This window comes from Kribbella sp. NPDC023972, assembly GCF_040639075.1.
Classification (GTDB): Bacteria; Actinomycetota; Actinomycetes; order Propionibacteriales; family Kribbellaceae; genus Kribbella.
The window spans coordinates 525,724-540,621 of sequence record NZ_JBEZZH010000004.1; the positions used below are offsets into that span (position 1 = coordinate 525,724).

Consider the following 14,898-nt stretch of genomic DNA (forward strand, 5'->3'; position numbering starts at 1 on the left):
GAAGTCAGCCGGTGACGGGCGTCAGGCCGAGGCTCGGGCCGCCTGGCGGGCCCGGAGGCGGTCGCGTTGCTCGACGAAGCGGGTGGCCTGGGCGTCGAGGCCCGTCATGAACTCGGCGAGTTCGTCGCGGGCCCGGGCGCCGTCGCCGCTGAGGTCCTCGCGGTCGAAGACCCGCCACTTCCGCAGGATCGGCGCGACCACCTCGTCGTGGTGCAGGCGCAGGTCGTAGATCCCGGCCTTGGCGATCGTCACCGAGTTGCGGGCGAACCCCTCCATCGTGGCGCCGGGCATCGAGAAGCCCTTCACCTCGTTGGCGACCGCGCGCATGGTCTCGTTCGGCGCCGTCTCGAAGGCCGCGGCGACCAGGTTCCGGTAGAAGATCATGTGCAGGTTCTCGTCGGTGGCGATCCGGGCCAGCAACTGGTCCGCGATCGGGCAGCCGGTGGCCTTGCCGGTGTTGCGATGTGAGACCCGGGTGGCCAGTTCCTGGAAACTGACGTAGGCGATCGCTTCCAGCATGTTCTTGTCGACCTCATGGCCGGCCGTCATGTGGGCCATCCTGGCGGTCTCCAGCTCGACCGGGTCGACACCGCGGGTGACCACCAGATAGTCGCGCAGCGCGATCCCGTGCCGGCCCTCCTCGGCGGTCCAACGGCCGACCCAGGTACCCCACGCGCCGCCGAGTCCGAACTGGGTCGCGATCTCCCGGTGATACGAGGGCAGATTGTCCTCGGTCAGCAGGTTGGTGATCATCGCCACCTTGGCCACCGGGTCCAGCCGGGACTGCTCCGGGGACCAGTCCTCACCGCCGAGGAAGGCGAAGTCACGGCCCTCGCTCCATGGCACGTAGTCGTGCGGATTCCAGTCCTTGGTGATGGCGAGGTGGCGCTCGAGATTCTGCTCGACCACCGGTTCCAGTTCGTGCAGCAGATTCGTCACCAGCTTGTCGGTCACCGGAATCTCCTTCCTCGGGATTCCCACCTACCCTACGGCACCGTAAGTTACGGCACCGTAGGTTGGGGCCGGTCGAGAACGGAAGTTCCGCTCCGACGTATCGGCATGGATAGCAACAAGCAGCCGGCCTGGGTCGACATCACCGCGACCGATGCCGCCGCGTCACGCACGTTCTACGCACAGTTGTTCGGCTGGCGCCTCAAGCTGGTGGAGGCCCTCGACTACGCGTTGATCGAGCCTGGCCAGGACACCTTGCCGGGTGGGATCGGGCAGGCCGACGAGACCCGTCCGGCTGGCATCACCACGTACTTCTCCGTCGAGGACGTCGACGCGACCCTCGCCCGCGCCGAGCAGCTGGGCGCGAAGATCGCCGTACCACCGTGGACTGTGCTGGGCCTCGGCACAATGGCGATCCTGCTGGACCCCGACGGCAACCGAGTCGGCCTCTGGGCGGACTGACGTCAGTCCGGCAGCGCAGTCGGTCTGCGGCGGTGTCGCCGCGTTGGTTGAGCACACCCAGCCGCCCCACCCCCTCAGCTCGTCACACCCCGCAGCAGGGATCAGAACAAACCTCATGCCTCTATGGTGGGCCGATGGACAGGAGTTCTTTTCCGCATTTCCTGGGGATCACGTTGCGGTGGAAGGACAACGACGTCTACGGGCACGTGAACAACGTCGAGTACTACAGCTTCTTCGACACCGTGATCAACGACTTCCTGATCCGGGTGGGCGGGCTCGACATCCACCGCGGCGAGGTGATCGGGTTGTGCGTGGAATCCCAGTGCACGTTCAAGGAGTCGCTGGAGTTCCCCGGTACGGTCGACGCCGGACTGCGGGCCGGGAAGCTGGGGAACTCGAGCGTCCGGTACGAGATCGGCCTGTTCCGCGAGGGCTCGGACCAGCCCGCCGCGACCGGCCGGTTCGTGCACGTGTTCGTCGGCCGGGACGACCGCCGCCCGGTCCCTGTCCCCGACCGCATCCGCGAGGCACTCGAAGGGATCACCGGATGATCGTGCGCGGCGCCGTACTGCGGGAGATGGGCCTGCCCAGCCCGTACGCCGAGTCACGCCCGCTGCGGATCGAGGAAGTCGAGCTGGCCCCGCCCGGCCCCGGTGAGCTGCTGGTCCGGATCCGCGCGGCCGGTCTGTGTCATTCGGACCTGTCGGTGATCGACGGCTCGCGGCCCCGAGTGATGCCGATGCTGCTCGGACACGAAGCCACCGGCGAGGTCGTCCGGTCGGAGGCGCCTGGATTCGCCGCGGGTGACACAGTGGCGTTCGCCTTCGTTCCCGCGTGCGGCGAGTGTGGGCCGTGCGCCGAAGGCCGGGCCGCGTTGTGCGAGCCGGGCGCCGCCGCCAACACCGCCGGCACCCTGCTGAACGGCGTACGACGGCTTGACGGGGTGCACCACCATCTCGGGGTGTCCGGGTTCGCCGATCATGCGGTGGTGTCGGCACGGTCGGCGGTCAAGATCGACCCCTCGCTGCCACCGGAGATCGCGGCACTGTTCGGCTGCGCGGTGATGACCGGCGTCGGCGCGGTGGTGAACACCGCCCACGTCCGGGCCGGCCGGAGCGCAGCAGTCTTCGGGCTCGGTGGTGTCGGCTTGTCGGCGCTGCTCGGTGCTGTCCTGGTCGGTGCGCATCCGCTTGTCGCGGTCGACGTCGTACCGGAAAAGCTGGCGCTGGCCCGGTCGCTCGGTGCCACCCACACGGTCGATGCCCGCGACAACGACGCCGTGGATCAGGTGCGGGAGGCAACGGCCGGGGGAGCCGACTACGCCTTCGAGACAGTCGGGAGTGCGAAGGTGCTCGAGCAGGCGTACGCCGCCACCCGCCGCGGCGGCAGCACCGTGACGGTCGGGCTTCCGCATCCGTCGCAGTCGTTCAGCATCCCGGCAGTCAGCCTGGTCACCGAGGAGCGGACGGTGAAGGGCTCCTACCTCGGCTCGTCGATCCCCAGCCGCGACGTCCCGCGCTACATCGCCCTTTACCTGGCCGGCCGGCTGCCGGTCGACCGGTTGCTCACCGCAACAGTCGGGCTCGATGACCTCAACGCGGCGTTCGACCGGCTGGCCGCCGGTACGTCGATCCGTCAGGTATTGCTGCTCTGATAGTTCTCGGCCACCTTGACCGCGGTGTCCGCCTCGCGGGTGCGCGCCTCCGGCGTGAACTCGGCGCCGAAGTCGTCCGCGGTCGCGACCTGCCGGATCTCCAGCCCGCCGGAGTTGCCGTCGTCGGCGGCCAGGCAGCGCCAGCCCCACTCGACCGCCTCCTCGCGGGAGGCGACCTCGATCAGGCAGAACCCGGCGATCAGCTCCTTGGTCTCGGCGAACGGCCCGTCCACGACGCGCTGTTTGCCGTTGCTGAGCTGCATCCGGAAGCCCTTCGAGCTCGGCAGCAGCCCCTCGCCGGCGAGCAAGACGCCCTTCTCGGCCATCTCCGCCATCACCAGACCCATCTCGGTCAGGCTCTGCTCGCTCGGATTCTCCCAGGCCTCGGACTTCTCGCTGGCCCGGAACATCATCATGAACCGCATTGGATCTCCCCTCGTCCCGTCCGGCCCATCATGGCCTAGCGGTGGGCCAGCGGTCTGCACGGCAGACGAAGGTTAATTCGGCGGAAAAATATAGCCACTTGGGTAACGCTTCAGGCAGGCTACCCACCGTGCGGGGCCGCATACCGCACGTGAGGCATGTCACACAAGTGAGGCACCCGGAGTCCCTGAGGAGGACCCCCTTTTATGCATAACCGTTTCCGCCGAACCGGTGCGCTCGTCGGCGCCGGTGCTGTCGTCTTCGGTGCGCTGGCCGTGGTGGCCGGCAACCAGGCCGACGCCCAGCAGTCCGCCCCGATCCCGACCCCGATCGACCAGCTGCTCGGTCAGGAGCTCCAGGGCAAGGCCGCGCTGGGCAAGGTCCAGTCGCGACTCGCCGAGCTCTCCGAGCGCAACGGGATCCCGACGGCGCAGCTGCAGAAGATCCTGGCGACCGATCAGACCAGCTGGCTGGACAAGGACGGCCAGCTCTTCTACCGCGAGCCGGTCACCGGGACGCAGCAGGCGGCGGCCGCGTCCCCGCGATGGGCCACCGAGGCGGTGGCCGGCGCTACCGGCCCGGCGTTCGAGCTGCACAGCAAGCCGGGCTCGAACCGGGTCATCTACCTGGACTTCGACGGCCACACCATCACCGGGACCGGCTGGAACACCGGCGGCAAGCCCGCCACCGTGAAGGTCGCGCCGTACGACACCAACGGCAACACCAGCACGTGGAGCACGGCCGAGCAGGACGTCGTCCGCGACGTCTGGGCCCGGGTGGCTGAGGACTACGCGCCGTTCGACGTGGACGTCACCACCCAGGCGCCGGCTGAGTCGGCGATCACCCGCTCCGGGGCGACCGACGAGCAGTACGGCACCCGGGTGCTGATCGACCCGGGCACCTGGTACCAGTCCGGCTGCGGTTGCGGCGGTATCGCCTACGTCGGTACGTACGACCACACCAGCAACCACTCGTACTACCAGCCGGCCCTCGTCTTCACCAAGGGTGTCGGCACCGGCGCGAAGAACCTCGCCGAGGCCGCGTCGCACGAGGCAGGGCACAACATCGGCCTCAGCCACGACGGCACCTCGACCGTCGGCTACTACAAGGGCCACGGTGCCTGGGCCCCGATCATGGGCGTGGGTTACAACAAGGCGATCAGCCAGTGGAGCAAGGGCGAGTACGCCGACGCCAACAACAAGCAGGACGACTTCGCCGTCGCGGCACAGAACGGCCTGGCGCTGCGGGCCGACGACCACGGCAACACCACCGCCACGGCGACCGCGCTCACCCTCGGCAGCTGGAAGAAGGGTGTCTACGCCAGCGACGCGGACAAAGACGTCTTCCGGATCGACCTGGCGGCCGGCAAGTTCACCTTCCTGGCGATGCCGGCGGCCAGCGGAGCCAACCTGGACATCCGGCTGCAGTTGCTGAACTCCGCCGGCACCGTCCTCGCCACCGCCAACCCGGCTTCGGGTCAGTCGAACGCCAGCACCCCGACCGGGGTGTCCGCGCGGATCGACCGCACGGTGACGAAGGGCCGCTACTACCTGCGCATCGAGAACACCGGCTACGGCGACCCGCTGGACACCGGCTACTCCACCTACGGCAGCCGCGGCGCCTACACGGTCCGCGTCAGCAACGCCGGATGAGCACCTGAACTACCCGGGGCCGTCGTTCCCACCGAGATCGACGGCCCCGGGTCTTTGGGGGAACCGCCCCCACGCTGAACACCGGCTACTCCACCTACGGCAGTCGTGGGCGTACAGCCTCACCGTCGCGCCGTCCTGATCCCTGCGGCTGGCCGGCCTCTGGCGGGCTGGCCAGCCGCAGGCTTTCACACAGGGATCAGCTGTGCTGCGGCGAGTTCCGCGAGCGCCGCGGCCTGATCACCCAGTACGGCGTCATCGAAGCGCACCACGCTCGAGTGGTTGGACGGTCCGTCCTCGCCGACGTCGTCCGGACGCGCACCCAGCATCACGAACGTCCCGGGCACCTCGTCGAGCACCATCGAGAAGTCCTCCGACCCCATCAGCGGGTTCTCGAACGGGGGCACTCGGTCCGCGCCGAACACCGCGCCCAGGAGCGCCGACGTCTCCGCCGTGCGCGCCGCATCGTTGATCGTCACCGGGTACTGCTTGGTGAAGTCCGCTTCGACCGTGCAGCCGTGCGCCGCGGCGATGCCTTGAGCCAAGGCCGGCAGGTCTCGTGACAACTGGTGGAAGGTCTCGTTCGACAGCGTACGCACGGTCGCGCCGAGGCGGGCGGTGTTCGGGATGACGTTGACCGCGACCCCGGCCGCGAGCTGGGTCACCGTGATCACCACCGGGTCGAACACGTTCACCTTGCGGGTCGCGTACGTCTGCAACGCCAGCACCAACTCGGCCACCACCGGCACCGGGTCCATCGTCGTGTGCGGCGACGAGCCATGGCCACCCTTGCCGTGCACGGTGATGTGCAATTGGTTCGAGCCGGCCATCATCGTGCCGGGCCGGGTCTGGAACAGTCCCTTGGCGGCCTGCGACCAGACATGGATCGCGTACGCGGCGATCGGCTTGTCCCCGGTCGCCTGCAACAGCCCCTCCCGGAGCATGTAGCCCGCGCCGCCCAGCCCTTCCTCGCCCGGCTGGAACATGAAGAGCACGTTGCCCTGCAGCTCCTCGCGATGTGCGCTGAGCAGTCGCGCCGCACCGACGAGGCCGGCCGTGTGCAGGTCGTGGCCGCAGGCATGCATGTTCCCGTTGGTGGACGCGTACTCGAGGTCGGTCTCCTCGACCACCGGCAGCGCGTCCATGTCACCGCGCAGCAACACCGTCGGCCCCGGCTGTCCACCGCGCAACACGCCGACCACCGAAGTCAGCTCCTCGCCCGTACTGAGCTCCAGCGGCAACCCGGCCAGGGCGTCGAGCACCATCGCCTGAGTCTTCGGCAGCTCGAGCCCCACCTCCGGGATCCGATGCAACTCCCGCCGCAAGTCGACCAGCCCCGGCGCGATGGCGGCGGCTTCCTCGACCAGGTTCATCAACCAGCTCCTTCGACTCTGCACGTTTCGCCACCGTACCCGGCCTGCTTTCGTCGGTGGGCGTGGTTACTGTGGCGGGATGCTGTCCCCATTGGGCTATCACCGGGCCGTGCTGGCGTACGTACGCCGCGTGGACGAGCGTGCCTGGACAGCTCTGCGGGGTGGACCGGCGGGACGGCTGGACGACGTACTGCTGCGGAACGCGTACCGGCTGGAGGAGGCGGTACATCCCGAGGTGCATCAGGCGGGCCGTAGGGCGGCGGAAGCCTTGGGCGTGGACACGGAGCTCGAGTTCTACCAGGTGAACGGGCAGCCCAACGCCCACTACGTCCACCAAGCGGGTACGGCGGTTGTCGTCTTCGAGGGGTCGTTGCTGGAGTCGCTGGACCAAGACGACCTCACTGCTGTAGTCGGCCATGAGCTGGCGCACCGAGTGCTGTGGAACGCCGACGACGGCGCATATCTCGCGGTGGACCGCTTGCTGGACGCGGCAGCCGGTGACGCGCGCACACCACCGCAGTACCTCGAGACCCATCGGCGGTGGAGTCTGGCGACGGAGCTGTTCGCCGACCGCGGTGCGCTCACGGCCTGCGGCGACCTCAGCGTGACGATCCGCGCGCTCCTCAAGCTCCAGACCGGTCTGAGCACAGCCGACCCGGAGGCCTATTTGCGACAGGCGGACGAGCTCGACCTCAGCACCGGCAGCCGTGGAACCTCTCATCCCGAGGGCGTTGCCCGGGCGTGGGCGTTGAAGAACTGGCTTTCCGGCGAAGACATGGAGTCGCTGATCACAGGTCCGCTCGACATCGACGCGCCGGATCTCCTCGATGCGGTCCTGCTGCGCGACCTGAGCAGGGAGTTCGCCGCGTCGATCGCACACGCCGAGGGCCTGCGCACGGACGCGGTTGCGACCTTCGCCGCTGGGTTCTCGGATCCACCCGGGCCTCTCGGCGTACCCGCGTCTGCCGGGCTTCGATTCGACGAGCCGGTGGCGGTGCGGCCGATCGACGGTGCACCCCCGCCGCGACCAAGACCGCTGGTCGATGCCACCAAGCGGTACCTCTGCTACCTGCTGCTGGACCTGGCCACCGCTGACCCGGACACCGGTGACGCCGGGTTGATCGCCTCCATGGTGATCGCCCGGCGCACGGGACTGACGGCGTACGACGACCTGGCCGACGACGAGCTCGGCTGGAGCGACAAGCGCCGGGCGAAGCTGGCCAAGGCCGCGGACGAGGCGATCGCATGAGCGCCGAAGATCTGATCGCCCTGGCGGTCTCGCAGGGCGGGCTCGGCAATGACGCTCTGCTGGCCGCGGTGCTGCCGCTCTTCCATGCGACAGCGGCGGTGCACGAGCGCGGGTTGATCGCGCCGTTGCGCGGACTCGACCGGATCACGGTCGACGAACAGGCCCGGCTCGGCTTCGACTCGTCGCAGGCCGGCCGGCCGGTGCTCAACGAGCCGGCCCTGCTCTCCCGGGAAGGTCCCCGGGCGACCGCGGTCGAGGTGGTTGCGCACCGGCAGTCCGACGTCGACCTCGGTGAGAGCGGTGGCCGGCCGCGGACCACGGTGGTCGAGCCGATCCCGGCGGCCATCACCGCGCCGGTGCACGTCGCCGGTTGGCAGAGCTGGGAGCACGTGGTCGGCCACCACGACCAACTCACCGACATCTTCAGCCTCGGCCAGCTGCTGATCGGGCTCGGCTGCGGTCTGGACCTGTCCCGCACCGCGGACGTCGCGCGGCTGGTCGATGCCAAAGGCAACCTCTATGCCCTCGATCCGGGCCTGCACCCGGTGATCGTCTCGGTCGCCGCCCGGATGACCGAGCCGGACCGCCACCGCCGCGCGCAGGATCTCCGCTCCCTGATCGAGCAGCTGGAGAACTACCGGGACCAGCCGCTCGACTTCGACGTGGCAGCGATCACCCGCAGCGCGGCAGACCGTCGTACCGCCGTGCTCCGGGCCCTGCGTGACCGGCTGTTCGACCTGTCCCGCCGCAACCGGCTGATCAACTTCCGCCCCACCGCGCAGACGCTGAACCTCACCGAGGTGTCCGTCCCGCTGATGCTCGACGTCCGCACGATCCGGCCCGACCAGTTGTTCACCTGGCGCGACGACCTCGGTGCGTCCCTGCTCGGCAAACCCCAGCCGCTCGGCCGATGGATCCGGTACGACGACGCGCCGTACGCCGCGAACTCGCTCGACAAACTGATCGCGACAGCCCGGCGGGATCGCGCCGAGTACGGACAGGACCAGCTGCGGCTGGTGCCGGCGTTCCTGCGCTGGCACGACCTGAAGAACGACCCCGACACCAGACTTGCCTCACCGCTGGTGCTGGCGAAGGTCGAGCTGGTGCGCAAGCGCGGCGTCCGGGACTCGTACACGCTGCGCCTGACGGATCCGGTCGCCGAGGTCAACCCGACCCTGCGGCACCACCTGCACCAGCTGTACGGGATCAACCTCCCGGAGTACGTCGATCTCGCCGAGCCGGGCTCGATCGCGACACTGCACGCACATCTCGCGCGGGAGATCCGGTCGACCGAGCCGGGCCTGCAGCTGCACCTGCGGGAGAAGCCACGGATCGATCTGGTCAGACAACGTGCGATGCTGAAGCTCCGGAACTACCGCCGCCGGCAACACGGCAACGCCGCGCACGAGTTCGGCGGCCGGCAGTACGCCTACTCGTACCGGCGGACCGACTATCAACCGCTCGGTGCGCAGATCTTCCGTACCCAGCTGGCCGTCCCGGAGCTGCCGCTCGGCATCGCACTCGGCGGCGAGCCGCGGCGACCGGCCGTGATCGAGACCGACACCTACACACTGGACACAGAGGGCGGTCCATACTCCTGGGACGTTGACCTGTGCGCAGTGTCGCTGGCGAACTTCAGCTACCGGACACTCGGGCTCGTCCGCGACTACGACGAGTTGCTCGCCACCGGGAAGTCGTGCCCTTCGTTCGACCAGCTGTTCGCCGACCGGCCACGCCCGATCAGCACCCCGCCCCCGGAGCTGCCGGTCGCCGAGCGGCAGCTGGTCGTCCCTGCCGACGGGTCTCAGGTCGCTGCGATCGCGCGGGCCCAGCGAGGCGAGAGTTTTGTGATCCAGGGCCCGCCGGGGACCGGCAAGTCGCAGACGATCACCAACATGATCGCGGACTTCGTCGCCCGCGGTCAGCGGGTGCTGTTCGTCTGCCAGAAACGAGCAGCCCTCGATGTCGTCCACGCCCGCCTCGCGAGCCGTCGCCTGGACGGTCTCTGCACCCTCATCCACGACTCCCAGGCCGACAAGAAAGCATTCGTCCACGGCCTCCGCGACACCTACGAGTCCTGGCTGACCGCCACCGACGACCTCGACACCCTCACCGCTCGCCGCGACGACCTGGTCTCCCGCATCAACCAGCTCCTCACCACCGTCGCCGGCTACGAACAAACCCTCGCCAGCGGCAACCCGCCACTCCGCGCCCTACTCAACCGCCTGATCACCCTCCGCCCCCGCCCTTGGTCCGCCGAATCAATTCAGCCGGGCGACCCGGTCTCATCACCACCACCTGGCCCCGCCTCCCGGCCCGGTTCGGACTCCACAGACCTCGAGTTCGAAGGCGAACGGCGGCTGATTCCGTCGCCGGCTGATTGGTGGGCGGCGCGGGGAGTTGTCCACAAGGTCGCCCAGGAGCTGGCGGCCGCCGATCCCGCCTCGGGTGGAGTACTCGCGCGCAGCCCGCTCGCCTTCCTCGCCCCCTCGCGTTGGGGTGACCCCGCCGTCCCGGAGCAGGCCCGCGAACTGCAGACCGCCTGGACGGCCGTCGCCACCTCACTAGCGTCATCCAGCGTCCCCGAGCCTGCGCCGGCAGAGTCCGGCACCACTGAGCAGCAAGGCGGCTGGACGGTCAAGCAGGCCAGGGCGCTCGGCGAGCTGGGGCGGGTGACCATCGCCCTCGCCGACCGCGACCTCATCGACGCCATCGACCCTCGCTCGGATGCCGCGCAGCGCCTGAGCGCGACGGCCGCCGAACGAGAACGACTCGTCGCCGCGGAACGTGCGGACTGGGATGCGGCGTCCGGCTGGAGCGAACCGCTGACACCTGCCGATGCCCGCTCGGCCCTCAAGGTTGCCCAAAGCAAAGAAGGCAGCCTCTTCTCGTTCCTCAGCGGTGACTGGCGTCGAGTGAAGTCGCTGGTCAACAGCCGCTACGACATGACGACCCGAGCAGTGCGCCCATCGGTCGTCGAACTGCTCACCAGCCTGATCGCCGCACACGACGCGACCGCCGCCGTGCGGCAGCACACCGAGCAGACGCTTCGCGACTGGGGCACCGATGATCCGGGCCAACTGACCACCCGGCTCACCACGATGCGCAACGACCCGCACCTCGCCGACTGGCGGATCGTGTTGCAGGACGGTGTTCCCTCCGCCCTCACCCGGATCGCGGACACCCTGGAACAAGCCGAGGCATCCACCTGCGGACTGCTGGCGACGCAGTACGAGGACCTGGTCGTGTCCGCCGTACTCGAACTGATCGGCAAGCTGACCTCCGCCGAGCCAGTCCTGCGCGCCGTCGGGCCGGCGTTGCAGGAGCTGGCGACGACGCCGGCGTCCGTGCAAACCGCGCTGCGACAGCTGACGGTGACCCCGGACCAGCTCGAGTACGCCGTCTGCGTGGCCGAGTGGGAGCGCGCCCGAGCCGCTGCCCCGCTGCAACTCTCCTCGCCACGATTCGACTCGATCGTGGGCGAACTGAGCCTGGTGTACGACGAGCTCACCACCCTCAACGCCGACATCGTCGTCGCCGGCGTACGGCGGCGCTACCTCACCGAACTGGCTCACTCCGAACTGAGCGCCAGCGGCATGTCGCCCGAGGACCGCGACCGCAAGAAGACCTTCGCAACCGGTCGCCGCGAGCTGGAACACGAGTTCGGCAAGGTCATGCGCTACCGCTCCATTCGCGACCTGGCCTCCGGCGCCACCGGCACGGTCGTCTCACTCCTTCGCCCCGTCTGGTTGATGAGCCCGTCGTCAGTCTCGGACACCTTGCCCCTGACAACGTCCTTCGACGTCGTCATCTACGACGAAGCCAGCCAGATCCCGGTCGAAGAAGCGATCCCCGCCCTCCACCGAGCCCCCCAGTTGATCGTCGTCGGCGACCAGATGCAGCTTCCCCCAACCACGTACTTCCAAGTCCGCACCGACCCGCAGACCCTCCCCGCCCCGGGTCCCGCCCGGAACACACCGTCCACGCCCAACGTGCCCGCCTCAAACGCCGGGCCCGCCTCGACCGCCGGGCTCAGCTCGGACGCCGGGCCCGGCTCGACCGCTGGGTCCGCCCTGAACGCTGGGTCCGGCCCGGATGCCGGGTCCGCCTGGACGGCGGCGGACGACGCGATTGGGGCGGACGCGTTCGATGATGGGATTGCCGAGCAGGTCGGGATCGCGCTGACCGAGGACAGCTTCTTGTCGATCAGTGCGTTGCGGCTGGCGTCGACGATGCTGACCTGGCACTACCGGAGTCGCTCGGAGGCGCTGATCTCGTTCAGCAACTCGGCCTTCTACCAGGGTCGCCTGGCGACCGTGCCGGATCGGCTTCCTGCGCACGCCGCGGCACCGTGGACGCTTCGGTCGGACACACCCGCGGTGGCCGAGGTGTGTGACAGTTTGCTGGCCGGCAGCATCACCGCTGTCCGGCTCGTCGACGGTGTCTACGTGCGCCGTACCAACCCTGCCGAGGCGCGATGGATCGCCGCTCTGGTGCGCGAGTTGCTCGGCCGCCAGACCCGGAAGAGCATCGGCATCGTCGCGTTCTCCGAGGCCCAGCAGGGTGAGATCGAACGAGCACTGGACGAACTGGCCGAGGCCGATCCGGTGTTCGCCGCGCTGTACGAGGCCGAGCAGGTCCGCACGCACGGCGAGCAGGACATCGGCCTGTTCGTGAAGAACCTGGAGAACGTGCAGGGGGACGAACGCGACATCGTGCTGATGAGCGTCTGTTACGCCGCCGGCCCGGACGGCCGGATGCTGATGAACTTCGGCCCGATCAACGCCGCCGGCGGCGAGAAGCGCCTGAACGTCATCTTCAGCCGGGCTCGCCAGCACATGGTCGTCGTCAGCAGCATCGAGCCCCACGCCATCACCAACACCTACAACGACGGTGCCAACACCCTTCGCCGGTTCCTCACCTACGCCACCGCCATCTCCCAAGGCGACCTGCTCGCCGCCAAAGCCACCCTGGCTACATACACCCGCGGCCGCCCCCAACTCTCCGCCGCTGCCCTCCAGCACCAGGCGGGTGCTGGTGCGTTCGGTGCGGAAGCCCCCGCTGGTGGGCGTGCTGTGTCGGACGCGGACGAGCATCGTCCAGGCACCGGCCTTCGCGGTGATGGTGGGGAGAGTCGAGCTGACGAGCGTGGTGCGGGCACCGGCCTTGACGGCAGTGGTGTGGCGAGTAGAGCTGGGGAGGCTGGTGCAGGCGGCCTTGGCGGTGGTGGTCTGGCGAGTAGAGGTGCGGAGGCTGGTGCAGATGCCGGCCCACGTGCTGCTGTGGTTGAGCAGTTGCGGCGGGCGTTGGAGGGGCGTGGGGTTGAGGCGGAGACGGGTGTCGGGGAGTCGGTGTTTCGTTGTGACCTGGCGCTGAAGTTGCCGGGGGACGTCGGGCATCGGGTGGCGGTCTTGGTCGACACTCCCGAACGGATCGAGGCCGACTCCTTGCTCGAGCGGCTGACCACGCACCCGAGAGCTCTGACCGCGACCGGTTGGCGGGTTCACCACGTACTCACCACCGACTGGACCCGCTCACCCGGCACCGTCGTAGACCAACTCCTGGAGACCCTGCATCGTCCAGTCGACGACTGACCCCATCGCGGGGGTTCTGCCTGTGACGGTCGACGGACCAGGAGCTGGGAGGTTGCCGCTGTGCGGTGCGGTCGTGCGGGTGACGCCACGGTGGTGGTTGGAATCAGCGTTGGAGGAGTTACACCAGAGAAAGCGGTATGGAGGGCCTTCGGTGCGGCACGGGCGATCGTCACCGCTGAGGTCACGTGCGCATGCGCCGGAGTCAGGCGGGTCTGGTTGGTAGGGGGTGCGGGGGCGGGAAGCGTGCAGGCGGGAGCATCGGGGAAGTGGTTCGCTTCGGCGGCGGTGAGTTCGGCGTAGAGGCGGTCGAGAAGGGCGCCGGTGGTGGAGCGGGAACGGGCGGCGGCGAAGCCGGGCGGGAGGAGTTCGTAGGTGTCAAGCATGCAGAGACCCTCGCGGAGAAGGGATTCGAGCTGTTGGCGGTGCGCGGGTGACTGGTCGGGCGAGTCGAGCTCGGGAAGCCGGGTGGAGTTGTAGAGAAGGCTCAGAACCATGGGCAACTGCCCCTCGGCGGTTTCGCGGTTGAGGGCGTTCAGGACCTCGCCCCGCTGCAGGCCGGCACGGTTCTCGAGGTCGGCGGTGAGGATGCGGACGGCGGGGACGAAGGCGGCGTAGTAGCCGCCGCCGCGGACGTCTTTGATGCCGGGGGCAACTTTGTCGACACCGAGCCGGGTGAGGAAGTCGTTCAGATTGTCCTGGGCCCAGGCTTCGGCGACACCTTCCTCGAGCTGGCGGCTGCCAGGCTGGATGAAGGCGCCCCGAGCCGCCTCCTGCGTCGCGTCCGCCGGACCGAGGAAGTGGGCGTGCTCGTGCAGGATCGTTGCGAGGGATTCGCGATAGCGCACCAGCGTCGGGATCGGCTGTTCCTCGCCGGCCAGTTCGTACATCCGGCGCAGTGGATCGAGGATGCAGTCGCCGTCGAGGTACAGCGTGCCGTCCCAGTGGGCGAGGCCGAGAACGTCGCCGGAGGTCTCGACGACCTGACCGTTCCAGGCGGACTGGGCCGCGCCGGAGAGCGCAACCGCCTCCGGAGCGCAGTGGGCCAGCAACTCTTCCAGTGAGGTCGGTGTGTGCGACACCTGTGCGGCCGCACGCACGTCGACCAGTGCGGCGGTCACGGCTGGTACGCCGTCGCCAGGCGGACAAGCGAGTCCGCGGAGCGGTGCAGGTTGGCCTGTTCGCGTGGATCGTCGCAGGCCTCAGCCCGGCGGCGTAGCTCGGTGACAAGCCATTCCGCGCGTGCCTGCCGCTCCGCAGCGGTCGCCCGGACGTCCGGAGATGCCTGGTTTGCAAGGGTTTCGTGCTCCATGTTCTGTCCTCCCGAGGTGTGATCTCGGCGGAGAACATACGGAGATTGGTCCTCATCCCAGCCACGAATCCGGCAGCTGTGGATAACCGGTTGATCTGCTTGATGTGTGGTCGGTGTTCCGTTCGACGTGGCTGCGGGTGCGCCGGCATGTGTCCGGAATAGTTGTGCGCCGCCCCAGGCCCTGCCCACCGCGGGCCCCGCGCCGTTCCCGGGGTCGATACCTGGCCGTCGAGA

Annotated in this window: 11 protein-coding genes; 6 read left to right on the forward strand and 5 right to left on the reverse strand. The window is 68.9% G+C overall.

Annotated elements, in window-relative coordinates; all coding sequences use genetic code 11:
* Positions 1-21: 21 nt before the first annotated feature.
* Entirely contained in the window at positions 22-954 is a 933-nt protein-coding gene (locus AB0F43_RS19610; protein WP_360478275.1) for an acyl-ACP desaturase, read from the reverse strand.
* 105 nt (positions 955-1,059) lie between these two features.
* Between AB0F43_RS19610 and AB0F43_RS19615 the strand changes: the two genes are divergently transcribed.
* From AB0F43_RS19615 to AB0F43_RS19625, 3 genes are all read left to right on the forward strand, one after another.
* Positions 1,060-1,413, forward strand: coding sequence for a VOC family protein (locus AB0F43_RS19615; protein WP_360478278.1), 354 nt, complete (start codon positions 1,060-1,062; stop codon positions 1,411-1,413).
* 134 nt (positions 1,414-1,547) lie between these two features.
* Positions 1,548-1,964 (forward strand): thioesterase family protein, encoded by a 417-nt coding sequence (locus AB0F43_RS19620; RefSeq protein WP_360478281.1) that lies wholly within the window; start codon positions 1,548-1,550, stop codon positions 1,962-1,964.
* Positions 1,961-3,067, forward strand: a complete 1,107-nt coding sequence (locus AB0F43_RS19625; RefSeq protein WP_360478284.1) for a zinc-dependent alcohol dehydrogenase family protein — start codon at positions 1,961-1,963, stop codon at positions 3,065-3,067. Before AB0F43_RS19620 ends, AB0F43_RS19625 begins: the two co-directional genes overlap by 4 nt.
* On the opposite strand, the gene AB0F43_RS19630 is transcribed toward AB0F43_RS19625, so the two are convergent.
* On the reverse strand, positions 3,049-3,492 hold the full coding sequence (locus tag AB0F43_RS19630) for a YciI family protein (RefSeq protein WP_360478287.1): 444 nt from the start codon (positions 3,490-3,492) through the stop codon (positions 3,049-3,051). The genes AB0F43_RS19625 and AB0F43_RS19630 overlap by 19 nt on opposite strands.
* 204 nt (positions 3,493-3,696) lie before the next feature.
* Here AB0F43_RS19630 and AB0F43_RS19635 point away from each other — a divergent pair, with 204 nt between their 5' ends.
* Positions 3,697-5,142: a zinc-dependent metalloprotease family protein gene (locus AB0F43_RS19635; protein ID WP_360478289.1), complete on the forward strand. Its 1,446-nt coding sequence runs from the start codon at positions 3,697-3,699 to the stop codon at positions 5,140-5,142.
* Positions 5,143-5,327: 185 nt separating this feature from the next.
* On the opposite strand, the gene AB0F43_RS19640 is transcribed toward AB0F43_RS19635, so the two are convergent.
* Positions 5,328-6,512, reverse strand: a complete 1,185-nt coding sequence (locus AB0F43_RS19640) for a M20 family metallopeptidase (RefSeq protein ID WP_360478292.1) — start codon at positions 6,510-6,512, stop codon at positions 5,328-5,330.
* A 79-nt stretch (positions 6,513-6,591) separates the two neighbouring features.
* On the opposite strand from AB0F43_RS19640, the gene AB0F43_RS19645 reads away from it, so the two are divergent.
* A complete protein-coding gene (locus AB0F43_RS19645; RefSeq protein ID WP_360478294.1) occupies positions 6,592-7,761 on the forward strand; it encodes a M48 family metalloprotease in 1,170 nt (389 codons plus the stop codon).
* Complete coding sequence (locus AB0F43_RS19650) at positions 7,758-13,355, forward strand: AAA domain-containing protein (RefSeq protein ID WP_360478297.1); 5,598 nt, start codon at positions 7,758-7,760, stop codon at positions 13,353-13,355. Before AB0F43_RS19645 ends, AB0F43_RS19650 begins: the two co-directional genes overlap by 4 nt.
* On the opposite strand, the gene AB0F43_RS19655 is transcribed toward AB0F43_RS19650, so the two are convergent.
* Together AB0F43_RS19655 and AB0F43_RS19660 are read right to left on the reverse strand one after the other, a co-directional pair.
* Positions 13,265-14,473, reverse strand: a complete 1,209-nt coding sequence (locus tag AB0F43_RS19655; protein ID WP_360478300.1) for a hypothetical protein — start codon at positions 14,471-14,473, stop codon at positions 13,265-13,267. The genes AB0F43_RS19650 and AB0F43_RS19655 overlap by 91 nt on opposite strands.
* Positions 14,470-14,664 carry a hypothetical protein gene (locus tag AB0F43_RS19660; protein WP_360478303.1) on the reverse strand — a complete coding sequence of 65 codons (195 nt, stop codon included), beginning with the start codon at positions 14,662-14,664 and terminating at the stop codon, positions 14,470-14,472. Before AB0F43_RS19660 ends, AB0F43_RS19655 begins: the two co-directional genes overlap by 4 nt.
* Positions 14,665-14,898 lie beyond the last annotated feature (234 nt).

What these genes read in the sequence shown, in the direction of transcription:
- AB0F43_RS19630 (WP_360478287.1), bottom strand. Translation starts at nt 3,492, where the DNA reads ATGCGGTTCATGATGATGTTCCGGGCCAGCGAGAAGTCCGAGGCCTGG.
- AB0F43_RS19615 (WP_360478278.1), top strand. Translation starts at nt 1,060, where the DNA reads ATGGATAGCAACAAGCAGCCGGCCTGGGTCGACATCACCGCGACCGAT.
- AB0F43_RS19660 (WP_360478303.1), bottom strand. Translation starts at nt 14,664, where the DNA reads ATGGAGCACGAAACCCTTGCAAACCAGGCATCTCCGGACGTCCGGGCG.
- AB0F43_RS19645 (WP_360478294.1), top strand. Translation starts at nt 6,592, where the DNA reads ATGCTGTCCCCATTGGGCTATCACCGGGCCGTGCTGGCGTACGTACGC.
- AB0F43_RS19620 (WP_360478281.1), top strand. Translation starts at nt 1,548, where the DNA reads ATGGACAGGAGTTCTTTTCCGCATTTCCTGGGGATCACGTTGCGGTGG.
- AB0F43_RS19640 (WP_360478292.1), bottom strand. Translation starts at nt 6,512, where the DNA reads ATGAACCTGGTCGAGGAAGCCGCCGCCATCGCGCCGGGGCTGGTCGAC.
- AB0F43_RS19635 (WP_360478289.1), top strand. Translation starts at nt 3,697, where the DNA reads ATGCATAACCGTTTCCGCCGAACCGGTGCGCTCGTCGGCGCCGGTGCT.
- AB0F43_RS19625 (WP_360478284.1), top strand. Translation starts at nt 1,961, where the DNA reads ATGATCGTGCGCGGCGCCGTACTGCGGGAGATGGGCCTGCCCAGCCCG.
- AB0F43_RS19650 (WP_360478297.1), top strand. Translation starts at nt 7,758, where the DNA reads ATGAGCGCCGAAGATCTGATCGCCCTGGCGGTCTCGCAGGGCGGGCTC.